Source organism: Brevundimonas bullata (assembly GCF_014207965.1).
GTDB classification, from domain to species: domain Bacteria; phylum Pseudomonadota; class Alphaproteobacteria; order Caulobacterales; family Caulobacteraceae; genus Brevundimonas; species Brevundimonas bullata_A.
Map to the genome: position 1 here is coordinate 60,893 of NZ_JACHLM010000004.1, position 23,780 is coordinate 84,672.

Sequence of the window (23,780 nt, forward strand, 5' to 3'; positions counted from 1 at the left end):
TCCCATGGACGTCGTCATCTACCACAACCCTGCCTGCGGGACGTCGCGCAACGCCCTGGCCCTGATCCGCCATGCCGGGATTGAGCCTCATGTCGTCGAGTATCTGAAGACGCCGCCCAGCCGCGGAATGATCCTGGAGTTGGTCGAGCGCATGGGCGTCCCGCTGCGCAGCCTGCTGCGCGAGAAGGGCATGCCCTTCGCCGAACTGGGCCTCGGCGATCCCGACCTGACCGATGACCAGCTGCTGGACGCCGTCGAGGCGCATCCGATCCTGCTGAACCGCCCCATCGTGGTGTCCCCGCTGGGGGTGAAGCTGTGCCGGCCGTCCGAGGCGGTTCTCGACCTTCTGCCGCCCGAGGGCCTGAAGCCCTTCACCAAGGAGGACGGCGAGGTCGTCATCGACGCCGAGGGCCGGAGGGTCCGCTGATGGTCGACGCCGTCATCACTGAACAACCGAAGCGCCGTCTTTCCTTCCTCGACCGCTGGCTGACGCTGTGGATTTTCGCCGCCATGGCGCTGGGCGTGCTGCTGGGCACGGTCGCGCCGGGGCTTTCCGGCTGGATCGACAGCCTGTCGGTCGGCTCGACCAACATCCCCATCGCCATCGGCCTGATCCTGATGATGTACCCGCCGCTGGCGCGGGTGAAATACGAGGAACTGCCGCGCGTCTTCGTCGACAAGCGCGTGCTGCTGTTGTCCCTGTTCCAGAACTGGGTGCTGGGGCCGGTGCTGATGTTCGCCCTGGCGGTCATCTTCCTGCGCGACCAGCCGGAATACATGACCGGCGTCATCTTGATCGGCCTGGCCCGCTGCATCGCCATGGTGCTGGTCTGGAACCAGTTGGCGCGCGGCGACAATCAGTATGTGGCGGGTCTGGTCGCCTTCAACTCGATCTTCCAGATCGCCTTCTTCAGCCTCTACGCCTGGCTGTTCCTGACCGTGCTGCCGCCCCTGTTCGGGCTGGAAAGCAGCGTGGTGGACGTCAGCGTCTGGACCATCGCGGGGGCCGTCCTGGTCTATCTGGGCCTGCCCTTCCTCGGCGGCTTCCTGACCCGGCGCACCCTGGTCGCACGGAAGGGAAACGACTGGTACGAGACGCGCTTCCTGCCGCGCATCGCGCCGATCACCCTGATCGCCCTGCTCTTCACCATCGTCGCCATGTTCAGCTTGAAGGGCGGCGAAGTGGTCGCCCTGCCGCTGGACGCGCTGCGCATCGCCATCCCGCTGACGATCTACTTCTTCGTCATGTTCGTGGTCAGCTTTCTGATGGGGCGGCTGATCGAGGCGGACTATCCGCGCACCACGGCCCTGGCCTTCACCGCCGCCTCCAACAATTTCGAACTGGCCATCGCCGTCGCCATCGCCGCCTTCGGCCTGGCCTCGCCGGTCGCCTTCGCCGCCGTCATCGGCCCGCTGGTCGAAGTGCCGGTGCTGATCCTGCTGGTGTCGGTGGCCCTGTGGCTAGGCCGCCGCTACTTCCCCGCGACCGCGCCGAAGAAGGACGCCTTCTGATGGCCTTCAACGCCGTGGAGTTGCCCGTACCCGCGCCTGACCTGATCGCCGTGCTTGAGGCCGCCGGCCTGCCGACGGACGATCTCCATGAGGCTGGCCGCCGCTTCTATCGCTTCGAAGATGAGGCCGGACTGATCGGCTACGGCGCACTGGAGCAACTCAGTCCCGACGCCCTGATCCGCTCCATCGTCGTCATCGACAGCCGTCGCGGCGGAGGCCACGGCTCAGCGATCCTGTCCTGGCTGGAAACTGAGGCGGCCGGGCGGAAGGCGGCCGGCCTCTACCTGCTCACGACCTCGGCGACCGCCTTCTTCCAGCGGCACGGCTACACCGCCCTTCCCCGTTCGGCGGCGCCGCCCGCCATAGCCGCCTCCCGGCAGTTCAGCACCCTGTGCCCGGCCTCGGCGACTTTCATGTTCAAGGAGTTGCGTACCCGATGACCCGCCTTCGCGTCCTGCCCGATCCCGACCACATGCCCGCGCTCGACCCGGCCTACCTGTCCAGCCAGCCGGCGCTCGGCCTCGGCCCGAACGACCATCCGCCCCGCATCCTGCTGCTCTACGGCTCACTGCGGGATCGGTCCTTTTCCCGACTGTGCGTTGAGGAGGCCGCGCGCCTGCTGCGCTTCATGGGCTGTGAGACGCGCATCTTCGATCCGTCCGACCTGCCGCTGACCGACCAGGTCGACTACGACGACCATCCCGCCGTCCACGAGCTGCGCGAACACGCCCTGTGGTCGGAAGGCATGGTCTGGAGCAGCCCCGAGCGCCACGGCCAGATTTCCGGGATCATGAAACTCCAGATCGACCACCTGCCGCTGAACATGGGCGGCATGCGTCCGACCCAGGGCCGCACCCTGGCCGTCATGCAGGTCTCCGGCGGCTCGCAGAGTTTCAACGCGGTCAACACCCTGCGTCTGCTGGGCCGCTGGATGCGGATGATCACCATTCCAAACCAGTCCAGCGTGGCTAAGGCCTTCACTGAGTTCGACGACGACGGCCGCATGAAGCCGTCCAGCTACTATGACCGCATCGTTGATGTGATGGAGGAACTGGTGCGTTTCACCGTTCTGACCCGCGTCCATGCGGGCCAGTTGGTGGACCGCTACTCCGAGCGGAAAGCGTCGGGCACGCCAATCGACGCGGCCAACGACCTCTCCGCGCGAGCTATCGCCCGACCCCTTCCGGCTTAGCACCCGCCCTTGACCGCGCACTCATTGTTGCGAGCGTCAGCCAGGCGAGCAAACCTGCACGGCGTCGTTCCAATGTCTCGCGCCGCGCCTGCAGGAGGATGGAGAACGCCGACTGAAGGAAGACGCCTCCAGACCGGTTCAAGATGGCCCGATCCGGCTGGCCGGAGGTCGGGTTTCCGATTGCAGCGTCATCGAAGCCCTGAGCGATCCGCAGGCATTAGACAAGCCGGCTCGTCGACAGATTTAGCCCGGGCTCAGGCGGCGTGCGCCTGGTTGGCCCAGCCGTTCCGCTGGAGGTGATCGAGGGCTGTGCGGATGTGAGGTTCGCGCATCACAGCAGCTTTCCGAGGGTTCCAGGCGTGCACAGCCTGAACCACACGATCCGGGTCGCCGGACGCTTCGGCGTCATGAATCAGGACCCAGTGGACGGTGGACAGGAGCTCGAGGCCGTAAGGGGTCTCGAAACCCGCGATAAGCTCGGCCACACGGTCGAGGCGGTCCCGGGCGGCCTCATCGCCGGCGAGGTAGGCCTCGGCTTCCTGACGGCCGCCCTCCAGCACGGCGATCTCCGCCGCTTGGCTGCGATCGCCGTACCCTCGAATGAAGTGCCCCTCGATCCGCTGAAGCACGTGATTGAGATTCTCGGCGTAGGGGCCGTACTGGTACTTCTGGAAGCCCAGCTTGAGATCCTCGCCCGCCGCTTGCAGGAAGTAGGTGAGCTTCTGCACCTCAAGGAGGCTGTGGCGATAACCCGCCGCCCCGTAGAGACCTAAAAGCGTCAGCACGAGCGCCCGTCCGCGGCTCATGTTGGGACGGGTCGTGCCCACTCGCATTTCGTCGACTTTCGGCGCCGCTCCAGGAGCGAAGAGCCGCACATCCACTTCATCGAGGTCGCCAAGGGCGCGGCGGATCACAGGCTCAACCTCTGCCCAATCCAGACCGCCGTTGCCGCATCCGAGAGGCGGCACGGCGATGGAGCGGATTCCATTCTCGAGTATCACTCGCTTCAGGTCCTCGAGGCCGGTCTCGATGTCGGACAGGCGGGATTTCGCCTTCCAGTGACCCTTGGTCGGAAAGTTGATGATCCAGCGCGGATTGATCATGCTTCCAGTGTCGAAGACGAACATCTCGCCCAGACGTACTTCGCCCGCGTCGCAGGCGCGCCGGTACGCATCATAGTTGCGAGGGAAGGCCTGCTTGAACTGCAGGGCGATACCCTTGCCCATCACCCCGACGCAGTTGACCGTATTAATGACGGCCTCGGCGCCAGACTGGAGCAGGTCGCCTTTCGAGAAGGTGATCATCGTCGGCTCCCTAGTAGTACCAGGCGGATTTTTCCACCACTTTCATCCTAACGCCTCGGCGCTCCAGAAGAGCCTCTACCTCGGCCTTGCGAGCCGCGGACTGCACCGCCAAGCCGCTGAGCAGAGTAACCGGGAATGCGTCCCGCACGAGAAACTCGGCCTGCTTGCGGCGTTTGCGGTCGCCGTCCTCCAGCGTATCAGCCCATTGTCGGCTGCCGACCACATCCCAATCGACCTCCCCCAGCCGCCCCAGATCATCAAAGAAGCTGGAGTAGGTCATGATTCCGTGACCGTCGGTAAACGCGAAGCCCAGGCCGGCTTCTGCGACCTTCTGGGCGGTCGACACCAGGTGCACCAGCGCGCCCTGCCCTCCCTCACACGGCACGTTGCCACGGTGGATGGTGTAGAGCATCGGGCTGCGCGTCGTGAAATAGAAGGGTACGTAGTCGTGCAGGCATCCACCCGGCCCGCACGGGACCTGCCGGGCTGCACGCTGCGCCTGGATCGAGCTGTAGGCGATATTGTTATATCGCGCGTCAGCAGCCTGCAGGCGTGCGGTAGAGCTCAAGGCGCCCTTTGCGAGAATCTCGTCAAGGTTGCCGATGTGGGTCATGTGAATGATCGGCGTCGGCTGAGGAACGTTTCCAGGCATGCTCCTTCAATCGATCAACCGCCCTCCATTGTCCAGCCAAGCTGCAGGACCGCTACGGCTCTGATCAACCTAGAACCGAAACGGGAACATTTCAAGAACACCATTCCCCGCAACTTCGGAAACGACGCTCGATCAGGATCAACAAACCGCCACCGCACATCAAGCTGAGCCGCATGACCGGCAGCCCGCTTCGAACATTGCTTCGTCGCAACGAGTTCCGCCGTTCGGACTGAACCGGCCTGTCACGCCTTACGGATGGCTCGTAGAATCCGACGCGTTTCTACGGTGAGCAACATCTCGTCGTCCTGGGTAATCATTCGCGCATGCATGGTGGCGATTCTTACCGGATAGAGCCGCTGGAAGGACTCCTGAATATCCGTGGACCTGTTGAAGACCGGAGCGAAGACGGTTTTCCAGTTCTGCTTCTTCTCAATGATCGCTCGGTAATCCGTAAAGTCCGCGAACTCGATCAGAGGCTTGATCGCTCCGGTCGCCTTGGCGTCCGTCGCCTGCTTCTGACGCCAATTGTCGCTTGTGCCTTCCGGCGCCTGGGTGATGCACCAGTCGGGACCGAAGGCCTCGGTCATCCGCTCGTCGATGAAACGGCGCAACGCCACCTCAAAGCGTTGCAGCTGGTCAAACGCCGATCGATTTCTTGCAAACGAAGCTTCCAACGTTTCGTCCGCATCGGCCTCGTCGTCATCAAGATCTTCGGACGAGTCCAGGTCCAGACCCGCATGATGCATGCCCTCGACGAAGGCGCCGCGTGGAAAAGCGGTCAGGTCAGGACTGTAGCCTTTGTCATAGTAGAGAGCAGTACGCGCCACGGGATCCATCAGGACATTCACCGTAGGCATGACCACCTCACGCCAGTCGCCTAAAGCCGGCCTGAGCAGGTCGCCTATATCCGCACCGAACGGATCCGAGTGACGCAGCACTGCGCCGATGGTCTGCATCTCCATCATGCCGAGCACGGAGTGATCGAGCATGGCGTCGTTGAGCCAGGGCCTGGTCATGGACGTCATGGCCGCCATGATTTGCCCCGGCTTGTCATGGAACAACATCGATTGGCCCTGCAGGGCGTCGATCTGTTCCTGATAGAGCCGCGCGGTCTCCATTGCCGATGGTAGCCGGAAAGCTTCTTCCCAGCGCTGATGGAGGCTCGCAGCTTCCACGGCGAGCTCACTGATGCTCCTGCCGTGGAGGCCCGCGGCTTCCCGGGCGAGAGCATCGGCTCGCTGCATCTCCTGCATCAAGAGCTCAGAGCCTGTCGGCATCCGCTGGAAAAGGTCGAGAGCGAGGTTGCGGTGCTGGTCGGGAGACAGGAAGCCCGCCGCGCGCGCCTCAATATCCGCCCGATCCCTCATCAGGCTCATCACGTCCAGTTCGGCGGCGGCCCGAACGATTGAACGTTCATAGGCGCCCAGGTTGGCGCCCACTTCAGTTAGCGGATTCATGAGCCGGCTGAGTTCACGCTCTCGCTCAATCAGGTCGCGGAGTGGGTCGGACATGGCAGCTCCAGATGAGACCTGTTGAGAATGTAGCTCTGACATGGTTCGAGCCGGACGTCGCCACATCGGCGCAGGGCAAGCTGATCCCTAGGGGGTGCAGCGTTCACTGAAGCAGCCCGACTTGATCAGAATCAGATCCCGCCGAGCGACCAGAGCTCTGGCAATCGCTAGTGCAGCTCCGACAGAAAATCGCGGATCGTAGGGGCCAACGCCTCTGCGAACCCTTCGGCCGTCTCTATGTCCTCGGACATCGAGATAGGCGAGAGGCGTCCGTTTGGGACCAAGGCGGCCACACGAGCCGCCAGCTCGGGCGGATGCGGTCCCTTCCGATGGCGGCTGCAGCAGCTACGCTGGCGGCGTTGGAGCGAGGGATAGCGTCTTCCACCATCGCTCGGATGACGGGCGCAAGGGAAGGCAGGATCGCCGCCTCGCAAGCGTGGCTGGACGCCCTGGCTATTCAGACGCCCCCAGGGATCAATGAAGCCGAGCCCCTGCGGATGCTCACGGACCGCACGCCAGTCCGCCGCTCCGAAGCCGTGGATCACGACCCGGTCGCCGTCGAGGAGAAGGGAGACGGACCGGTCGGCGCGGCTGTGGCCCGGGGCCGGCACATTGGCGCTTCGCCCCCCGGAATGGATGTCCCCGCCCAGGGCGGCGACGATGAGCCGGAGCGACATGACGGGGGGGCCTCAGATGAGACCGAGGGCGCGAAAGCTCTGTTCGCCCTCCCGGCCGACCACGACATGATCATGGACCTGGATGTCGAAAACCCGGGCGGCCTCGATGACCCGGCGGGTCATCTCGATGTCCGCGCGCGAGGGTGTCGGATCGCCCGAGGGATGATTATGGACGAGGATCATGGCCGAGGCGGACAACTCCAGCGCACGCCGCACCACTTCCCGGACGTAGACAGGGGCATGATCCACGGTGCCGTCCGCCCGATGCTCCTCGCGCATCAGGATGTTGCGCTTGTCGAGGTAGAGCACGCGAAACTGCTCCCGGGGCTCGTGGGCCAGCGCCCCCCGGACATAGGCCAGCAAGGCCGTCCAGGACGAGATCGAAGGCCGCGCGCCGACATCGGATCTAATCAAATGAACGCAAACCTGTCGCAGCAGCTTGAGGTCCGCGACGGCGGCGACGTCCAGGCCGGGCGTACGGGCCAGCTCTGACGCGTCCGCTGCGACAACCGCGGCCAGGGCGCCGAAGCGATCCAGGAGATCCCCGGCGAGACGATGAGGGTTGGTCGGAAGCGAAGCCCGCTTGAGCATCAAGGCCAACAAGGTTCGCTCATCCATCAACTCAATGGCCGGGAGGCCGGCGCCTGCAGCAAGGGCGCGGGCGTGTTCAAGGTCGGGTTTGGGGATCGATCGCATCGCGAACTCCTCGGTCGCTATCCGCCTCCTCATGGGAAGTCGACCGAAACCCGCCCTCCCCAATCCTTGAATTGCGCCGCAAATGATGGGCCGGCTGACTGGATCGGCTCACTCTCCGCCCATGGATTGCCTCTTGACGCTAGCCGCCCCGGGACGCTCCGTCAGAGGCCCTTTGTATGTTGATCTTTCGGGCGCCTTCGAGAATCTCGAGACCGCCCTTCGCGGCGATTCCGGCGACGATGACGCCGACCACCAGGTCAGGCCAGGACTGCTTCAACCACAGGACCAGGGCGCCGGCGACGAGGATGCCCCCGTTTGAGGCGAAATCGTTGAAGCTGAAGGTCTCGGCGGCGCGCAGGTTTACATCGTCGCCCTTCAAGCCGCGCAGTAGCTTTAGGCAGATCAGGTTGACCACCGCTGCGACGACGGCCAAACCGATCATGGTCCAGCCAATAGGCTCCGTTCCCAGCCACCATCGGCGGCCGGCGTCGATCAGAACGCCTGCGGCGAAGATCAGCAACAGCACACCCGAGGTTCTCGCGGCGCGCAGCTTCCAGGCGAGAGCGCGGCCAACCGCCAGAAAGCTGATCAAATAGACAAGGCTGTCGGAGGCGTTATCCAGCGCATTGGCGAGCAAGGCGCTGGAGTTGGCCAGCAATCCGCCGAGCCCGAGCCCGACGAACAACAGACCGTTCAGGATCAGCACGATCATCAGCGTTCGTCTCTGACGGTCATGCTCAGCGTTCGATGTCTTCATGGACGCCCTCCTGTTCCGGGCACGGCCGCCCACGTTGACTAGTTTCGGAAAACAGCGCGCATTGGCAGGCAGCGGTAAACATTGGAGCCGTCATTGAAACACGGTCTTGCCGGACTGCCCATGCGACGATCTTGAGATCCGACCGGCCGCTCGTCCTGATGACGAGCCCAAACGACGAAACCGGCCGCAAGGCCCCACCGGATCCCACGACGCGCAGCCGCCGGCATTGCCTGGGCAGATCCCAACGCCAAAGCCACCACATGTCAGCCGCAAACGCACCTTTCCTTCAGCCAGCCCCGGATTGAGAAAAGCGTTTGCCCTGCCCCTGCGGAAGGGGCTTGATCCTCCAGTAGCTAGAGGATGCATAAATCGTCGCATCAACAGGAGAACGCACGATCATGGTGTTCACGGAGCGCCGAGGCGCCAGGGTGCTGAACGTCCGCGCGATGGCTATCGGCCTCGCCGTGACGGTCATTGTTGTGGACCAGGCCACCAAGGCCATGGCCCGCGGGAACCTTGAGGACGTGGTCAATCTGACATCCTTCATCGCGCTTCGCCTCGGGTTCAACCCAGGGGTCACCTTTGGCCTTTTCGCCGGCTCCGGGGACATGGGGCGCTGGGTTTTGAGCATCGTCTCGCTGCTGATCATCGCCGTGCTGTCGATCTGGGCCTGGCGAACACGCAGACCTCTTCTTGCCGCCGGCCTGAGCCTTATGGTCGGCGGCGCGCTCGGGAACCTGCTGGATCGCCTGCGTTTCGGGCACGTGACCGATTTCATAGATCTTCACTGGGGCGATGCGCACTGGCCCACTTTCAACCTTGCCGATGCGGCGATCGTCTGCGGCATCGGCTTGCTTCTGTTGGCTTCGCGAAGCGGGGCCGAACCCGGGACGTCGTCCCCCACGATCGAACCCACCGTTCGATGACGGGGCCCCCCGAAAAAAAGTCCATAGCCGTTCGCTCCGCCCTGGCCATAGGCGTGACCGCAAGCAGCCTGACGGCTACCTGGCTGTGGATTCCTCCCGCGCCATTCGGCGTCGAGACCGACATGGCGACGGCCGATCGCCTGGCCTACGCCCTCAAGTGGGAGTTGCCGGTGCTCGTGTGGCTCGCCGGCTGCCTGCGGCTTGTCGCCAGCATTCGGTATCGGTCGGATGAGGACCGACCAGGAGCCGCCTACGGCCCGCCCAGCGCTCGGCTCGCCGTGCCTACGGCCGTGTTGCAGAATTCCCTTGAGCAGACCGTCCTGGCCGTCGGCGCACATCTGATCCTCGCCGTTGTTTTGCGAGGCGAGGAGTTGATCCTGATCCCCGCTCTGGTGACGCTTTATCTCCTCGGTCGTGTGATGTTCGCGATCGGCTACGCCAAGGGCGCCGCCGCACGCGCTTTCGGCATGGCGCTTACCGGCGCCTCGACGCTTGCCGCCATGGTCATCGCCATCGTCCTGTTGATTCTCGGCCGGTAGTATCCGAGCGCGCCTCATGCCCGTCTTTCCGCCCCAGTCTCCAGGACTTCGACCCATGTTTGAGCGATGACACGCCCCTCGCCCCCTTCGTCGGGACCTCGCAGCATCGGCAAACTCGCCGCCGCCACCGGCATAAAAATTCCGACGATCAGATTCTACGAGCAGATCGGACTGGTGCCGGCTCCGCCCCGGACCGCCAGCGACCGCCGGATGTACGACGATGATGCCGAACAAAGGCTGACCTTCATCCGGCATGCACGCCAACTTGGCTTCGACCTGGATTCGATCCGGTCCCTGCTGGATCTCTCCGATCATCCCGACCGCGCCTGCGACGAAGCCAACACCATAGCCGAACGTCATCTCGCCGAAGTGACGCAGAAGATCACCCAGTTGCAGGCCCTCCGGCGCGCGCTTTCGCGCATGACCGCTGAATGCGCGGGCGGACGGGTCTCGGCTTGCAAGGTGATTGAGGCCCTGCACGATCATTCGGCTTCACAATAAACCACGACACACGCGCTGTTCGAGTGCTAATGCGAGCGGCTCACAACTAGGTTTCCGATGCGCCCTCTGCTCAGCCTGTTCGTCCTCCTGCTCACCCTTGGCATGACCGCCCCCGCGCTGGCCCAGACGGCTTCGGCCTCGGAGGCCCAGGTCGCGTGGCGGCTGCTCGACTACGTCGGGGTCGACTACGCCGGTGCGGTGGAGAACGGCCAGGTGACCAATCCCGCCGAATATGGAGAGATGGTCGAATTCAGCAGCCAGATTCTGACCCGCCTGGAAGCTCTGCCCTCCACGTCGTCCAAGGCCGATCTGGTTCGGGACGCCGTCGCCCTTCAAGACGCTATCCGGAACAAGAGCGATCCGCGCACCGTCGCCGGCCAGGCCAAAACCCTGGCCGGTGCGGTCCTGGCGGCCTATCCAAGCCCGCTGGCGCCGTCATTTCCGCCCGACCTGGCCAAGGGGGCCGCCCTCTACGACGCGCAATGCGCTGTCTGCCACGGCGCCACAGGGCGCGCCGACGGCGCGGGCGCGCAGGGGCTCGATCCCGCTCCAATTGCATTCGCGGACGTCGAGCGCGCCCGCCAACGCAGCGTCTTCGGCCTATACCAGGTGATCGACCAGGGGCTCGACGGCACGGCGATGGCCAGCTTTTCCCATCTGCCGGCCGAGGACCGCTGGGCCCTGGCCTTCTATGTCGGCCGTTTCGCCTTCACTGACGCCGAAGCAGTCGAAGGCCGGCGTCTTTGGGAGAGCGACCCGGCGATCCGCACCGTTTACCCGGATCTGGCCGCCGTCACACAGGCCTCGCCGGCGGAGTTGGCGGCGCGCATCGGGGAGACGAAGGCGCGGGCGGTGACGGCCTATCTGCGCCGCCACCCGGAGGCGGCGGCTCGCCCCAAGGGAGCCACCCTCACCCTGGCTCGGACGCGTCTGGCGGAGAGTGAAGCCGCCTATCGTCGGGGAGACCGAAAGGCCGCCACCGACCTGGCGCTGTCGGCCTATCTCGACGGTGTCGAGCCGGTCGAACCGGCGCTTGGCGCGCGAGACACCGCCCTTCTACGTCGCATCGAGACGGCCATGACCGATCTCCGCGTGTCGATCAGCAAGGGCGCGGCAGAGACGGAGGTCGCGGACCGGATCGCTCGTCTGAACGCCCTGTTCGACACCGCCGAGCGGGCCCTGGCGCCCCAGAAGGCGGACAATCTCGCCAGCTTCATCGGCGCCTTCACGATACTGCTTCGCGAAGGACTGGAGGCGCTGCTCATTGTGGTGGCGATGATCGCCTTCCTCAGGAAGGCCGACCGGCCTGAGGTGTTGCGTTACGTCCACGGAGGATGGGTGGCGGCTCTGGTCGCCGGCGGCGGCACCTGGGCGGCCGCGACCTTCTTCATCTCCATCAGCGGGGCCAGCCGAGAGCTCACTGAAGGGTTTGGCTCGCTTCTGGCGGCGGTCGTGCTCGTTTCCGTCGGCATCTGGATGCACGGCAAGTCGCATGCCGACGCCTGGCAGACCTATATTCGCGCCAAGCTCTCCAAGGCGCTCTCGAAGCGATCGGCATGGTTCCTCTTCCTGTTGGCCTTCGTCGTGGTCTACCGGGAGGTCTTCGAGACGATCCTCTTCTATGCGGCGATCTGGAGCCAGGGCGGCCATGTCGGCATGCTGGCCGGCGCGCTCACCGCAGTGGCGATCCTGGCGTTCGCGGCCTGGGCGCTGCTCGCCTACAGCAAACATCTGCCGATCGGTCGGTTCTTCTCGCTGAGCTCAATCCTCATGGCCGTCCTGTCGGTCGTTCTTGTCGGGAAAGGCGTGGCGGCGCTTCAGGAAGCGGGTTGGCTCGATGTCCACCCGATCACCTGGGCGCCGCGTATCGAGATTTTGGGCCTCTACCCCACCGTGGAAGGCGTCGGGGTCCAGCTTCTAACGCTCGTCGTGCTGGCAATCGGGTTTGCGCGTACCTCCGGTTCGAAACGGCAGGGCTCGGCCAAGGCCTAGCTGGTTATCTCCGAATGTATCGGACCGAGAGGACCAGCGGCTTCACTCGGGGGGGGGGGGGGGGGGAAGGCCCGCCCCGGCCCGGGGCTGTAACCCCGTCAAGCCCCAGAGTATCGGTCAGGTCTCTACCGGTCTGTATCGACAAGGACAGTCGCCGCGTTGCCTGGCCCTCATCGGGCAGGTGGGAGAAGCTCTATTGGTGAGCGACAGACCCGTGACCGACGCCAGCCCCGTCGCCATCGCCGGTTTCAATTTGAACGGTGGCGTGGTCGATGCCGTGAACGTCGTTCATCTGCGCCAGCACCGCCCGACGCACCTGTTCAGCGGCCTGGCCTTCGGCAACGACCAGATGGACCGAGCCGTTCACATCATCGCTGCTGACGCCCCATAGGTGCAGGTCGTGGACTTCAGCCACACCCGGCACGGCCGCGATCGTCGCGCGCACCGCCTCCAGAGACAGGCCCTTGGGCACGCCTTCAAGGAGGATATGGGTGGTGTTCTTCAACAGCATCCAGGTCCGCGGCAACACCCAAAGGCCGATGCCGATCGCGACAACCGGATCGACCCAGGTCCAGCCCGTCAGCATGATGAGGACGGCGCCGCCGATCACCCCGACGGAGCCCAGCATGTCGGCCCAAACCTCCAGATAGGCCCCTTTCACGTTCAGGCTGGCGTTCGCCCCAGAGGCCAGAAGCCGCATCGACACGAGGTTCACGACCAGGCCCAGGGAGGCGACGACAAGCATCCCGACGGAGCCAACGGGTTCCGGCGAAAACAGGCGCAGAACGCCTTCATAGAGGACGTAGCCGGCCACCACGAACAGCAGGACGGCGTTGAAGGCCGCGGCGAGGATTTCGAACCGGCGATAGCCAAAGGTCCGCACAGCGTCGGCCGGACGCTCGCCTATCTTGATCGCCGCCAGCGCGATCGCCAGCGCAGCGACATCGGTGAACATGTGCGCCGCGTCCGACAGCAGGGCCAGACTTTTGAACACCACGGCCCCGACGACTTCGGCGATCAGGAAGCTGGACGTCAGGGCGAGCGCCCATATCAGGCGCTTGCTGCTGGCGTCGGCGCCGTGAGAATGACCTTGGGCCATGAAGCTCTTCCTGGTGGGCGCCGTCGATGTCCGGCCTGATCGATCATTGGCGAACATGCTTCGCCCCGCAACAGTCCTGATCGATCGAAACGACGAGAACAGGAGCGCCAGACCCTGCCCCTGCGCCGCTTGGAATCGGTATTCGTCCCAAGTCGCCGTGGAAACGGCGACTATGCGTTGACGGCGCCGACTGCATGGGTGTGATCTGGATCAACGCAACTTCACGTCACGCTGAGCCAGAGATCGAGAATGACTGAAAAGCTCCGACTCGACATTCCGCTGCTATTGCCGGACGTCCCCGACGTGGCCGACGCCTGTGTCGCCCGATTGCTCTCTGATATCCGTGGAAGAGAGGGCGTCGACGACGTCCACGTCGTCGCAATGAGCGATGAAGCGGCCGCGCAACTTTGCATTCACTTTGATCCCGACCTCCTGTCCATGGCCCGGATTCGCGAACTCGCTGCAGCGGCCGGCGCCGACATCTCCCAGCGATACGGCCACGCCGTGTGGCGGATCGACAGTCGATATGAGCGCCAGGCACGGACGATCGGCGCACGACTTAGGGCCGCCCCGGGCGTCCTGGAAGCTGAAGTCGGCGCTGGAGGAACAGTCCGTGTCGAGTACGATCGCACGATCATAGGCGAACCCGCGCTGCGCGAGGAGCTGGACAGGGCTCTCGGAGTGAGAGCCAGACCGGCGGCGCCCCCCGCGGAGTCGGTCGAACGTCGCGATCACGGCCACGGGTCGGGCCAACCGAAACATGGCGCAGAGCCTGCCCACGCCCATGGCGGCGGCGCGGAACTCATCTTCGCTCTTGTCTGCGGCGCCTTGTTGATTGTCGGGTTCGCCATCGAAAAACTGCTCGCCCTGCCCTCGTGGGTTCCTTTGGCCTTCTATCTGGGCGCCTATGTCTTCGGCGGCGTATTCACCCTTCGGGAGGCGATCGAAAACCTCCGGCTGAAGCGGTTCGAGATCGACACCCTGATGCTGGTGGCGGCCGCCGGAGCCGCCGCGCTGGGCGCCTGGGCCGAAGGCTCCTTGCTGTTGTTCCTGTTCAGCCTGGGCCATGCGCTGGAGCACTACGCCATGGGGCGAGCCAGGCACGCTATCGAGGCCTTGGCGGAGATCGCCCCGCGCACCGCGCTGGTTCGGAAGGGCGGTGAACTGGTGGAAACGCCCGTCGAGGAGCTGGCGGTTGGCGACGTGGTCGTCGTGAAACCCGATGCGCGCCTCCCGGCCGACGGTTTTGTCCTGAAGGGTGTCAGCAGCATCAACCAGGCTCCCGTCACCGGCGAGAGCATTCCGGCGGACAAGCGTCCGGTCGATGACGAGGCCGAAGCCCGCCGCACCCCCGATGCGGTGGACGCCGCCCATCGCGTCTTCGCCGGATCCATCAACGGCAGCGGGGCCATCGAGATCGAAGTGACCCGACGCTCGACAGACAGCGCCCTCGCCAAGGTCGTGCGGATGGTCAGCGAGGCGGAAACTCAGAAATCCCCGACCCAACGCTTCACCGAGAAGTTCGAACGCATCTTCGTGCCTTCTGTATTGGCCCTGGCGACCCTTCTCCTGTTCGCCGGGGTGGTGGTGGACGAACCCTTCCGCGACAGCTTCTATCGCGCGATGGCGGTCCTGGTCGCCGCTAGCCCTTGCGCACTGGCCATCGCCACGCCCAGCGCGGTGCTTTCGGGGGTGGCGCGGGCGGCCCGCGGCGGCGTCCTGGTCAAGGGGGGCGGCCCACTCGAAAACCTGGGATCGCTTTCGGCCATCGCCTTCGACAAGACGGGCACCCTGACCGAGGGGCGCCCCCGCATCACTGATGTCGTCCCCGCCCCCGGCGTGACGGAAACCGCCTTGCTGTCGATAGCGGTCGCAGTCGAGAGTCTGAGCGACCACCCCTTGGCTCGGGCCATCGCGCGTGATGGTCGCGAGCGGCTCGGTGAGACCGCCTTGCCTCTCGCTTCCGACCTCGACAGTTTGACGGGACGCGGCGTCTCCGCCCAGGTAGACGGCCAGACGATCCTGATCGGCAAGGCCGAACTGTTCGGCTCAGAGGGCGTCGCCCCCCTGTCCCGCCCGATGCAGGAAGCGATCGCGGCCCTGCGGGACAATGGCAGGACCACCATGGTCGTTCGGCAGGGGGACCGGGACCTGGGCGCCATCGGCCTGATGGACACGCCGCGCGAGGCCGCCAGGATCGCGCTCGCGCAGCTCCGAAAATTGGGCATTCGCCGCATGATCATGATCTCGGGCGACCATCAGAAAGTCGCCGACGCGGTGGCGCGCGAGGTCGGGCTCGACGAGGCCTGGGGCGATCTGATGCCCGAAGACAAGGTCGAGGCGATCCACAGGCTCCGAGCTGAGGCCAAGGTCGCCATGGTCGGCGACGGCGTCAATGACGCTCCGGCCATGGCCAACGCCACTGTGGGCATAGCCATGGGCGCCGCGGGTTCGGATGTGGCGCTGGAAACCGCTGACGTCGCCCTGATGGCCGACGATCTGGCCCACCTCCCCTTTGCTGTCGGTCTCAGTCGCCGAACCCGGGCGATCATCCTTCAGAACGTCTTCGTCAGCCTGGGGGTCGTTGCGTTCCTGGTTCCGGCGACGATATTCGGCCTGGGCATCGGCCCCGCTGTCGCCATGCACGAGGGATCCACGCTTTTGGTCGTGTTCAACGCCCTGCGACTGCTGGCATACAGGGACAGGACGGGAGAACAGTCATGATCTACCGCGACATCATCGTCGATGCGACGCCGAGGGACGATCTCGTCCAGACCCTGGAACATGCTCGCGATCTCGCCGCGGGGTTCGACGCTCGAGTGAAAGCGGCCTGCTTCGCCTGGCCCCGCACGTCGGCGCTCAGGACGGCTCTGGCGAGCAACCCCCTCTCGGTCCTCGAGGACACGCGAAGAATGGAGGCCGCCCTCGCTGCCGCCCACGGCGCTTTTCTTCAAGTCTTCGGCTCCGATGCGAAAACCGCCGAATGGATTTCCGGCGTGGCGGAGCCCGCCCGCTCCTTGTGCGATCACCTGCTCACTGCCGATCTGCTCGTCACCTCCTCGGCGCCGCCGGTCGCCTGCCTGCTTCCGAACGCAGGCGAACTCGCCATCCACGGCGGCGGCCCCGTCCTGCGTTTCGGGCAGGCGGCCAAGGGCCGCGGCTTTTCCAATGTGGTCATCGGCTGGAAGGATGCGCCTCAGGCGAGGCGCGCCTTGCACGACGCCCTGCCGCTGCTCCAGCGCGCTCAAGTCGTGACCGTGATCGGCGTCGGGGACGAGGTCGAACAGGGTCAGCTCGAAGCCGTCGCGGCTCATCTGAAGCGGCACGACGTGACAGCCGCCGTCAACCCTATCCCGGCGTCAGCTGGCTCCACGGGCGCTGAAGACCTTCTCGGCGAAGCTCGCCGTCTCGGCGCCGACCTGATCGTCACCGGGGCCTTCGGTCGCGGACCCTTGGCGCAACGTGTGTGGGGCGGCATGACAAGCGGCCTTCAGACCGACGTCGAACTGTCGTGGCTGATGTCGCACTAGGACGGTTCCACAACGCCGGGGCGCTCCCTGCATCAGGGAGACGCACCGGCTCTCGCCGTCGCCAGGAAGGACGGGTCCGGCCGGCGCGCCGCCCTGCTTCAGTTCATAGACATGGTCGAACGATCGATATGCCCGAGCCGCACTTCGTCTCTTGAGACGTATAGCGCCGCGGTTCCCCCAACCAAGACGAGGAACAGCAGGCCGAGACCTATCAACATGTGGCGATCGCGCTTTCCGATCACGGCATAGATGGCGCCGAGCCCGACAAGAGCCGCCGGAAAGCCGAGGTGCAGCGGCAGACGATAGAGTCCGAGCCAGATGAACGAGAACAGGAAGCCGCCGATCCCCGCTCCCGTCACGGCAAACAGAAGAAGGCCTATGCCGACCGCCGGATGAACGCGTCGCTCCGCGCTCCGCCGAACGGCCGGTCGTCGGGCCTTACGCCGACGCTTGGGCATAACAATTCCTCCACGTCCGCATCGCCATTTCGCTCATCTCCAGGCTCCGCTCAGGGCAGTTGAAACAGGGAGGTGAACCCGCCGGCGCGTTGCAGCAGCTCCAGGGACTCGAACACCGGCACGGCGAGTAGAAAGACCAGACCGTCCCGGACCGTTCGCAAGAAGAAGACGGGCCGGATGGAAAGCACGTCGGCGTCCCGCCAAAGCGACAAATTCGGCAGGAAACGCGGGGTGCTGGAGACGTAGGCCTCATAGGGTGGCCCGAAGGCCTGAACCAGAAAGGCTTCCTCGCGGCCGACCACGACACGGAAGACCCCATAGGCCGCCGCAGCGAAAACGACGGCGACAACAAGGCTGCCTGTTTGGGCACCGACCCCGAATGCACCGAGAAAGCTGAACACGTAGAGCGGATTGCGGCTGATGGAATAGGGACCGACGTCGACGATCTCCTGCTTCTTGCGACCGCCGATATAGAGGGAACACCAGGCGCGACCCAGAATGCACGCCAGGATGCTGACGAGGCCGAGGTGTTCGACAGGGTGCTCCAGGTAGGGGACAGCCCGAACCGTGGCCGTCCACGCCAACATGACCGCAAGCCCTGCGGCGAGGATGTATTTGCGCCACAACTGGACGCGTTGGATATCGACCATTGGGAGACTTTCAGATGTGAGCCGGCGACGGCGCCGGATTGGCGCCGCAAGCTTCGAAAGGAGAACCGAGGACGGCGGTCAACGCCGCCCTCGGTCCGCTGGCGCGAGGGGATTCAGTCCTCGACCCCCTCCGATTTACGATGCTTGACCGCCTTGGCCGCAAAGGCCGGCAGGACGAGCAGGGTCAGGGCCGTGGCGGTCAGCAGACCGCCGATGACCACGGTGGCCAGCGGCTTCTGCACCTCGGCCCCTGCGCCGTGGGCCAGCGCCATCGGGATGAAGCCGACAATGGCCACCAGGGCGGTGGTCAGCACCGCCCGGAGACGACTGGACGCGCCTTCGATGGCTGCCGCAACGGGCTCCAGGCCCGCCTGGAGCCGTTCCCGGATCGCCTGCATCAGCACCAGACCGTTCAGGGTCGCGACACCGGACACGGCGATGAAGCCGACCGCCGCAGAGACCGAGAACGGCATTCCCCTGAGCAACAGGGCCAGCGCGCCGCCGACGAGCGCTAGAGGCACGCAGGCAAAGACCAGCCCCGCCTCCGCGAAGGATCCGAGCGCCATGAACAGCAGGACGCCGATCAGGATGAAGACGATGGGAATGACCAGTCCCAGGCGTTGCTCGGCCCGTTTCAGGTTCTCGAACTGCCCGCCCCAATCCAGCCGATAGCCGACAGGCAGAGCGACCTCGCTCACCGCCGCTTGCGCGTCGGCGACGAAGCCGCCGAGGTCGCGACCGCGCACATTGGCCTGGACCACCATGCGTCGGCTGCCGTTCTCGCGGCTGATCTGGTTCGGTCCCTCAGTCGTCTCGATGCGAGCGACTGAAGACAGGGGCACGATCACCCCCGAGCTCGAGACGATGGGCAAGGCGGCGAGAGTGGCGGGATCGTTGCGCGCGTCATCGGGGAGACGCACGACGACATCGAAGCGGCGGTCGCCCTCGAAGATCCGCCCCGCCTCGGCGCCCCCGACGGCGGCCGAGACCGCCTCCGAGACATCCGCGGCGGACAGGCCGTAGTTGGCCGCCGCGAAGCGATCAACGCTGATGGTCAGGGTCGGCAGGCCGGACGCCTGCTCCACCCGCACATCGGCCGATCCAGGCGTAGCCCTAAGTTTGGCCGCGACCGCTTCCGCCGTCTTCTGCAGGGTGTCGAAGTCGTCGCCATAGACCATGACAGCGAGGTCGGTGCGGACGCCCGAAATCAGCTCATTGAAGCGCAGTTCGATCGGCTGGCTGAACTCGAAGCTGTTGCCGATCTGCTGGCCCGCGACCTTCTCGATCCGAGCGATCAAATCTTCCTTTGGCAGCTTGGGATCAGGCCAGTCCTTGCGATCCTTGAGGATGATGACTGCATCCGAGATGTTGGCCGGCATGGGATCGACTGCGGCCTCAGCCGTGCCGGTCCTCGAGAAGATCGTCTCTACTTCCGGCTGAGCCTTGATGGCGCGTTCCAGCGCCATCTGCATGGCCAGGGACTGCTCCAGAGAGGCGGACGGCACGCGCAAGGCTTGCATGGCGATGTCGCCCTCATCCAGGGTCGGGATGAACTCCCGGCCCAGGGTCATGAAGGAGACCGCGCCCACGCCCAACATCGCCAGGGCGGCGATCAGGACGATCTTCGGCCGCGCAACCGCAGCCGAAATGGCAGGCTGGATCCAGCGACGGGCGAAACGCAGGATGCGCGTCTCGTGCTCCTCGGCCTTTCCATCCGGTCCAAGATGGACCGTCTTGGGGTCCCGCACCAACAGAGCGGTCATCGCCGGCACGAAGGTGAAGGAGAAGATGAAGGCGCCGACCAGGGCCAGCATCACCGTCGCCCCCATGGGCACGAAGGTCTTGCCCTCCACCCCTTCCAGCATCAGCAGGGGCGTGAAGACCAGCAGGATGATGAGCTGGCCAAAGGCGGCCGGTTTGATCATCTGCCGGGCCGCCTGGACGGCCACGCCGAGGCGTTCATGCCGGGTCAGCATACGCCCAAGTTCGCCCCGCCTCTGCGTCAGCATCAGCAGGGTGTTCTCGATCACCACGACGCCCCCGTCGACCATCAGGCCGAAGTCGAGCGCGCCCAGGCTCATCAGGTTTCCGCTGATGCCGAACCGGTTCATGCCGATGACGGCGAACAGGAAGGACAGCGGGATCATCAGGGCCGTGATCGCCGCCGCCCGGAAATTGCCGAGCAGCAGGAAGAGGACGACGATGACGAAGAGCGCCCCCTCGATCAGGTTGCGCGCCACGGTCGAGATGGTCGAGTTGACCAGCTCGCTTCGATTCAGAACCGGCACAGCCACCACGCTTGGCGGCAGGGAGGCGCCGACCTGCTCCAGCCGCTCGGCAGCCGCCTGAGCCACCGTTCGGCTGTTCTCGCCGGCCAGCATCAGGGCGGTGCCAAGGACGGCTTCATGGCCGTCGCGGCTGGCGCCGCCCAGACGCGGCGCCTGGCCGATCTCGACCTTGGCGACATCGGCGACGCGGACCACCAGGCCCCCGCGATTGACGACCGGCGCCTGAGCCAGATCCTCGATCGTCGTGGCCAGGGCGTCGGTGCGGACCACCAGGGCCTCGCCCGCGCGCTGGACATAGCCGGCGCCGGCCTGGGTGTTGGCGCGGTCGAGCGCCTGCACCAGATCGTTCATACCCAGGCCGTAGCGGGTCAGGGCGGCCGGGTCGGGCCGCACCGCGTATTCCTTCACATAGCCGCCATTGACGTCGACCCCGGCCAGGCCGGGAGCGGTGCGCATCTGCGGAGCGATGATCCAGTCCTGCACGGTGCGCAGGTAGGTGGCGCGTTGCTGCGGCGTCGTCAGCCGCTCGCCTTCCGGCGTCAGATAGGCGCCGTCAGCCTGCCAGCCCGGCTTCCCGGCAGCCACCGTGGTCTTGGGACCGAAGGGGACGTAGTCGACCGTCCACATCAGCACCTCGCCCAGGCCCGTCGTGATGGCCGACAGATTGGGCTCGACGCCTTCAGGCAGTTTGTCCGACGCCTGCCGCATCCGCTCGGCCACCTGCTGGCGGGCGAAATAGATGTCGGTCTGATCGGTGAAGACGACAGTGATCTGGCTGAAGCCGTTGCGAGACAGGGAGCGGGTGCTCTGCAATCCCGGAATGCCGGCCATGGCCGTCTCGAGCGGATAGGTGACCTGCCTTTCGATCTGCTCGGGCGCGAGCGCCGGGGCGACGGTCGTGATCTGGACCTGTCGGTTGGTGATGTCGGGAACGGCGTCGATCGGCAGCTTGGTCAGTTCGAACAGGCCGAAAGCGGCGACAAGAGCCACGGCCAGGACGACGAACCAGCGGAAGCGGACGGACGCCTCAATGAGAGCTTTGAACATGATCCGTCGCTCCTAGTGGCCGTGCTCGGCTTCGCCCTTGGCGAGCTCCGCCTTCAGCAGGAAGGCCTTCGCGCCGGCGATACGTTCGTCGCCAGCGAGGCCGCGCAGGATTTCGGTCCGGCCGCCAGCCTGACGGCCGACCAGGACGGGAACGGCCCGGAAGCCGCCCTCGACCTGGACGAAGACGACGGTCCCCCCCTCCACCGTCTGGACGGCCTCGGTAGGAACGGTCACGCCGTCGGCTTCTCCTCCCGTCACCAGGGCGCCGCTGACAGGCGATCCTGCGGGCGGCAGGGCGCCGCCGGACGGTCGAGCGCGAATGAGCGTCGCGCCGCTCTCGCCCGCTCCGCCCACGGCTACGCCCGTAACGGTAGCGTCGAATTCACCGGTCGGACCTTGCACCCGCAAGGCCGAACCCGCCCGTACCTGGGCGGCGAGCGCTGGCGGCGCATTGAACACCAGTTCCACGCGTGCTGGATTGGTGACCTCGGCGATCACGCCGCCCTGGGGCGCGAACCCGCCCGGGCCGACCTGAACCGACGTCACCACGCCCGCGATCGGGCTGGAGACGCTGATGCGACCCGAGGCATTGGGACCGCCCGCCGCCGACGCCCTGGCGCGAGCGGCGCGCGCGGCGGCGTCTGCACTAAGGGATTGGGCGCGTGAGGTTTCAACCTCCTGACGCGCCACCACCCCTTGGGACGCTAGACTGTCGTTCCTTTGATAGGCGCGCCTGGCCGCATCAGCTGCGGCGGCGGCGGCGTCGGCGTCGGCGCGGAAGGTGGCGGCATCGCCGCTCACCAGCACCGCCAGGGCCTGACCCGCGCGCACCGACTGACCCGGCGCGACCAGGACGCGCTCGACCCGGCCGCTGACGGAGGCGGCCACGGCGGCGCGGGCGTCGATCATAGGCTCGACTCGCCCGGCAAGACGGGTCTCCCCGCCACCGCCGCGTCCGACCGCCATGACCGTTATGCCGGCCGCCTCGATCTGCGCCGGCGTCAGGGTGATGACGCCTTCCTTGGCTTCACCAGCGGCCTCCCCCTCGTGGCCGGCTTCGGCGGACGCGGGAACCGGCGTCGAGGGCGGGGCACCGTCGCGGGTCATGAGGAAGACCGCGCCGCCGATGACGACGACCGCTACGGCGGCCCCGGCCATCAGCCAGGATTTTCTGGTCTTTATCTGGGTTTTCACAGGGCGGCTCCAAACGGGATGCGGCTTTGCAGGCGCGCTAGGTCGATTTCCGCCCGGACCCGCGCGAGGCGGGCGTCGACGGCGGCGTTGCGGGCGGAGATCAGGGCGGCGCGGGACGCGCGCAGTTCGAGCTGGGAGATGCGCCCAGCTTCAAAACCCAACCGGGACAGGCGGTAGGCCTCCTCGGCCGAGGTCACGCCGGCGTCGGTCGCTCCCACACGGCTGCCGGAGGCGTTCAGTCGGGCCAGGGCTGCGCTTCGGTCGGCGGATTCATCGAGCCGGGCGCCGTCGAGGCGGGCGTCAGCCGCCCGGAACTCGGCCTGCGCCGCCTGGATGTTTCCCCGGTTTCGATCGAACAACGGCAGAGGCATGCTTACGCCGAACGTCAATGCGGTGGCGTCTTCGGCTTCATAGCGGGTGACGCCGACGGAGGCGCTGACGTTCGGGCGAGCATTGATCCGCTCCACCCGGATACGTCGTTCGGCTGTATCGCGCTCCGCTTCCGCCAATCGAACGACAGGTGAAACCGCTCCGGAACGATCCGGCGCCGAGGGCGCGCGATCCAGAACGCCCGCATCAATGGAGGTGACGGCCGTCGGCAGCATGGCCGTCGCCGTCAACCGGGCGAAGGCGGCCTCGCGTTCGGCTCCCGCCTCATCGAGCGAAGCGCGCGCTGAAGCCGCCTCGGTTTCAGCCTGAATGCCGCGCAACAGGGGTTCGCGGCCCTCCTCCACGAGCAACAGGGCCGCTCGAGCGTCGGCCAAGGTGATGGTCAAGGCCTCCTTGGCCAGTTGAAAGCGACGATCTGCGGCCTCGGCTTCTGCGTAGACCAGCGCCAGTCGGCCTGCCGCGTCGACGCCGGCGAGATCGCGACGAAGAGCCGATGCTCCGGCTTCGCTTCGCGCGACGTCCACCCTGGCGCCCCTACGCCCCCAGAGTTCGAGATCCTGGGTCAGGGCGAGGCTGGTTTCGGCGTTGCCGTAGCCGTCATAGGGACCGCTCCCCAGGACACCGTCGGCGGTCAGGCCGACAATTGGATTGGGACGCGTGCGCGCCTGTCGGACCCGCGCCTCGGCGGCGTCGAACAGGGCGCCGGCCTCGACGTTGACGGGCGTCTGGCCGATGCGTTCAAGCAGGGTTTCGTAGCTCGGCGCTGGATCTGCCCAGGCAGGAGCGGCGGCCGCTGTCGCTATCGCGACCACGGCGCTGCCGGCCGCCAGAAGCGACAGCCGACGATATGAAGAAGACATGGTTC

Annotated in this window: 21 protein-coding genes; 10 read left to right on the forward strand and 11 right to left on the reverse strand. The window is 65.9% G+C overall.

Translation table 11 applies throughout. The features are described from left to right. Positions 1 to 4 precede the first annotated feature (4 nt). Genes arsC through arsH form a run of 4 tightly spaced genes read left to right on the forward strand, consistent with a single transcriptional unit; the run spans position 5 to position 2,704 of the window. Positions 5 to 427: an arsenate reductase (glutaredoxin) gene (arsC, locus tag HNP51_RS12320; RefSeq protein WP_184270824.1), complete on the forward strand. Its 423-nt coding sequence runs from the start codon at positions 5 to 7 to the stop codon at positions 425 to 427. After that, entirely contained in the window at positions 427 to 1,512 is a 1,086-nt protein-coding gene (gene arsB, locus HNP51_RS12325; RefSeq protein WP_184270828.1) for an ACR3 family arsenite efflux transporter, read from the forward strand. Before arsC ends, arsB begins: the two co-directional genes overlap by 1 nt. Beyond that, on the forward strand, positions 1,512 to 1,952 hold the full coding sequence (gene arsN2, locus HNP51_RS12330) for an arsenic resistance N-acetyltransferase ArsN2 (RefSeq protein ID WP_184270831.1): 441 nt from the start codon (positions 1,512 to 1,514) through the stop codon (positions 1,950 to 1,952). Before arsB ends, arsN2 begins: the two co-directional genes overlap by 1 nt. Next, the gene (arsH, locus tag HNP51_RS12335) at positions 1,949 to 2,704 is read left to right on the forward strand and encodes an arsenical resistance protein ArsH (protein WP_184270856.1); all 756 of its coding nucleotides are present in this window, start codon (positions 1,949 to 1,951) and stop codon (positions 2,702 to 2,704) included. The genes arsN2 and arsH overlap by 4 nt, the downstream gene beginning before the upstream one ends. A 254-nt stretch (positions 2,705 to 2,958) precedes the next feature. Here arsH and HNP51_RS12340 read toward each other — a convergent pair whose 3' ends face one another. The 5 genes from HNP51_RS12340 to HNP51_RS12360 all read right to left on the reverse strand — a co-directional run bounded on the left by HNP51_RS12340 (position 2,959) and on the right by HNP51_RS12360 (position 8,301). Beyond that, a complete protein-coding gene (locus HNP51_RS12340; RefSeq protein WP_184270859.1) occupies positions 2,959 to 4,008 on the reverse strand; it encodes a macro domain-containing protein in 1,050 nt (349 codons plus the stop codon). A gap of 10 nt (positions 4,009 to 4,018) precedes the next feature. Beyond that, the gene (locus HNP51_RS12345) at positions 4,019 to 4,621 is read right to left on the reverse strand and encodes a DUF4433 domain-containing protein (RefSeq protein WP_221415902.1); all 603 of its coding nucleotides are present in this window, start codon (positions 4,619 to 4,621) and stop codon (positions 4,019 to 4,021) included. Between the two features lie 281 nt (positions 4,622 to 4,902). Then, complete coding sequence (locus HNP51_RS12350; RefSeq protein ID WP_184270865.1) at positions 4,903 to 6,171, reverse strand: Swt1 family HEPN domain-containing protein; 1,269 nt, start codon at positions 6,169 to 6,171, stop codon at positions 4,903 to 4,905. A 689-nt stretch (positions 6,172 to 6,860) separates the two neighbouring features. Continuing rightward, positions 6,861 to 7,544, reverse strand: a complete 684-nt coding sequence (radC, locus tag HNP51_RS12355; RefSeq protein WP_076222785.1) for a RadC family protein — start codon at positions 7,542 to 7,544, stop codon at positions 6,861 to 6,863. A gap of 139 nt (positions 7,545 to 7,683) precedes the next feature. Continuing rightward, positions 7,684 to 8,301, reverse strand: a complete 618-nt coding sequence (locus tag HNP51_RS12360) for a cation transporter (RefSeq protein ID WP_003165001.1) — start codon at positions 8,299 to 8,301, stop codon at positions 7,684 to 7,686. A gap of 398 nt (positions 8,302 to 8,699) precedes the next feature. Between HNP51_RS12360 and lspA the strand changes: the two genes are divergently transcribed. From lspA to HNP51_RS12380, 4 genes are all read left to right on the forward strand, one after another. After that, positions 8,700 to 9,227 (forward strand): signal peptidase II, encoded by a 528-nt coding sequence (gene lspA, locus HNP51_RS12365; RefSeq protein ID WP_218650374.1) that lies wholly within the window; start codon positions 8,700 to 8,702, stop codon positions 9,225 to 9,227. Positions 9,228 to 9,280: 53 nt separating this feature from the next. Next, on the forward strand, positions 9,281 to 9,766 hold the full coding sequence (locus HNP51_RS12370) for an MAPEG family protein (RefSeq protein ID WP_184270868.1): 486 nt from the start codon (positions 9,281 to 9,283) through the stop codon (positions 9,764 to 9,766). Positions 9,767 to 9,832: 66 nt separating this feature from the next. Further along, complete coding sequence (locus tag HNP51_RS12375; RefSeq protein ID WP_046652906.1) at positions 9,833 to 10,267, forward strand: helix-turn-helix domain-containing protein; 435 nt, start codon at positions 9,833 to 9,835, stop codon at positions 10,265 to 10,267. A 57-nt stretch (positions 10,268 to 10,324) separates the two neighbouring features. Next, entirely contained in the window at positions 10,325 to 12,259 is a 1,935-nt protein-coding gene (locus HNP51_RS12380) for a cytochrome c/FTR1 family iron permease (protein WP_184270871.1), read from the forward strand. A 193-nt stretch (positions 12,260 to 12,452) separates the two neighbouring features. Here HNP51_RS12380 and HNP51_RS12385 read toward each other — a convergent pair whose 3' ends face one another. Beyond that, a complete protein-coding gene (locus HNP51_RS12385) occupies positions 12,453 to 13,358 on the reverse strand; it encodes a cation diffusion facilitator family transporter (protein WP_184270874.1) in 906 nt (301 codons plus the stop codon). A 249-nt stretch (positions 13,359 to 13,607) separates the two neighbouring features. Between HNP51_RS12385 and HNP51_RS12390 the strand changes: the two genes are divergently transcribed. Together HNP51_RS12390 and HNP51_RS12395 are read left to right on the forward strand one after the other, a co-directional pair. Continuing rightward, positions 13,608 to 16,082, forward strand: coding sequence for a heavy metal translocating P-type ATPase (locus HNP51_RS12390; RefSeq protein WP_184270877.1), 2,475 nt, complete (start codon positions 13,608 to 13,610; stop codon positions 16,080 to 16,082). Then, the gene (locus tag HNP51_RS12395; RefSeq protein ID WP_178825334.1) at positions 16,079 to 16,888 is read left to right on the forward strand and encodes a universal stress protein; all 810 of its coding nucleotides are present in this window, start codon (positions 16,079 to 16,081) and stop codon (positions 16,886 to 16,888) included. Before HNP51_RS12390 ends, HNP51_RS12395 begins: the two co-directional genes overlap by 4 nt. Before the next feature lie 98 nt (positions 16,889 to 16,986). On the opposite strand, the gene HNP51_RS12400 is transcribed toward HNP51_RS12395, so the two are convergent. The 5 genes from HNP51_RS12400 to HNP51_RS12420 form a co-directional block, all read right to left on the reverse strand. Further along, positions 16,987 to 17,346, reverse strand: coding sequence for a hypothetical protein (locus HNP51_RS12400; protein WP_178825336.1), 360 nt, complete (start codon positions 17,344 to 17,346; stop codon positions 16,987 to 16,989). A gap of 50 nt (positions 17,347 to 17,396) precedes the next feature. Then, positions 17,397 to 17,996 carry an isoprenylcysteine carboxylmethyltransferase family protein gene (locus HNP51_RS12405; RefSeq protein ID WP_178825338.1) on the reverse strand — a complete coding sequence of 200 codons (600 nt, stop codon included), beginning with the start codon at positions 17,994 to 17,996 and terminating at the stop codon, positions 17,397 to 17,399. 113 nt (positions 17,997 to 18,109) lie between these two features. Continuing rightward, on the reverse strand, positions 18,110 to 21,331 hold the full coding sequence (locus tag HNP51_RS12410) for an efflux RND transporter permease subunit (RefSeq protein ID WP_178825340.1): 3,222 nt from the start codon (positions 21,329 to 21,331) through the stop codon (positions 18,110 to 18,112). Positions 21,332 to 21,343: 12 nt separating this feature from the next. Next, the gene (locus HNP51_RS12415; RefSeq protein ID WP_311769948.1) at positions 21,344 to 22,525 is read right to left on the reverse strand and encodes an efflux RND transporter periplasmic adaptor subunit; all 1,182 of its coding nucleotides are present in this window, start codon (positions 22,523 to 22,525) and stop codon (positions 21,344 to 21,346) included. Beyond that, complete coding sequence (locus HNP51_RS12420; protein ID WP_178825342.1) at positions 22,522 to 23,775, reverse strand: TolC family protein; 1,254 nt, start codon at positions 23,773 to 23,775, stop codon at positions 22,522 to 22,524. The genes HNP51_RS12415 and HNP51_RS12420 overlap by 4 nt, the downstream gene beginning before the upstream one ends. Positions 23,776 to 23,780: the final 5 nt, after the last annotated feature.

Excerpts from the sequence above, each read along its gene's own strand:
- lspA (WP_218650374.1), top strand. The coding sequence starts at position 8,700 with ATGGTGTTCACGGAGCGCCGAGGCGCCAGGGTGCTGAACGTCCGCGCG.
- arsN2 (WP_184270831.1), top strand. The coding sequence starts at position 1,512 with ATGGCCTTCAACGCCGTGGAGTTGCCCGTACCCGCGCCTGACCTGATC.
- HNP51_RS12385 (WP_184270874.1), bottom strand. The coding sequence starts at position 13,358 with ATGGCCCAAGGTCATTCTCACGGCGCCGACGCCAGCAGCAAGCGCCTG.
- HNP51_RS12405 (WP_178825338.1), bottom strand. The coding sequence starts at position 17,996 with ATGGTCGATATCCAACGCGTCCAGTTGTGGCGCAAATACATCCTCGCC.
- HNP51_RS12380 (WP_184270871.1), top strand. The coding sequence starts at position 10,325 with ATGCGCCCTCTGCTCAGCCTGTTCGTCCTCCTGCTCACCCTTGGCATG.
- HNP51_RS12395 (WP_178825334.1), top strand. The coding sequence starts at position 16,079 with ATGATCTACCGCGACATCATCGTCGATGCGACGCCGAGGGACGATCTC.
- arsH (WP_184270856.1), top strand. The coding sequence starts at position 1,949 with ATGACCCGCCTTCGCGTCCTGCCCGATCCCGACCACATGCCCGCGCTC.
- radC (WP_076222785.1), bottom strand. The coding sequence starts at position 7,544 with ATGCGATCGATCCCCAAACCCGACCTTGAACACGCCCGCGCCCTTGCT.
- HNP51_RS12345 (WP_221415902.1), bottom strand. The coding sequence starts at position 4,621 with ATGACCCACATCGGCAACCTTGACGAGATTCTCGCAAAGGGCGCCTTG.
- HNP51_RS12340 (WP_184270859.1), bottom strand. The coding sequence starts at position 4,008 with ATGATCACCTTCTCGAAAGGCGACCTGCTCCAGTCTGGCGCCGAGGCC.
- arsB (WP_184270828.1), top strand. The coding sequence starts at position 427 with ATGGTCGACGCCGTCATCACTGAACAACCGAAGCGCCGTCTTTCCTTC.
- HNP51_RS12375 (WP_046652906.1), top strand. The coding sequence starts at position 9,833 with ATGACACGCCCCTCGCCCCCTTCGTCGGGACCTCGCAGCATCGGCAAA.
- HNP51_RS12360 (WP_003165001.1), bottom strand. The coding sequence starts at position 8,301 with ATGAAGACATCGAACGCTGAGCATGACCGTCAGAGACGAACGCTGATG.
- HNP51_RS12400 (WP_178825336.1), bottom strand. The coding sequence starts at position 17,346 with ATGCCCAAGCGTCGGCGTAAGGCCCGACGACCGGCCGTTCGGCGGAGC.
- arsC (WP_184270824.1), top strand. The coding sequence starts at position 5 with ATGGACGTCGTCATCTACCACAACCCTGCCTGCGGGACGTCGCGCAAC.
- HNP51_RS12390 (WP_184270877.1), top strand. The coding sequence starts at position 13,608 with ATGACTGAAAAGCTCCGACTCGACATTCCGCTGCTATTGCCGGACGTC.
- HNP51_RS12410 (WP_178825340.1), bottom strand. The coding sequence starts at position 21,331 with ATGTTCAAAGCTCTCATTGAGGCGTCCGTCCGCTTCCGCTGGTTCGTC.
- HNP51_RS12350 (WP_184270865.1), bottom strand. The coding sequence starts at position 6,171 with ATGTCCGACCCACTCCGCGACCTGATTGAGCGAGAGCGTGAACTCAGC.
- HNP51_RS12420 (WP_178825342.1), bottom strand. The coding sequence starts at position 23,775 with ATGTCTTCTTCATATCGTCGGCTGTCGCTTCTGGCGGCCGGCAGCGCC.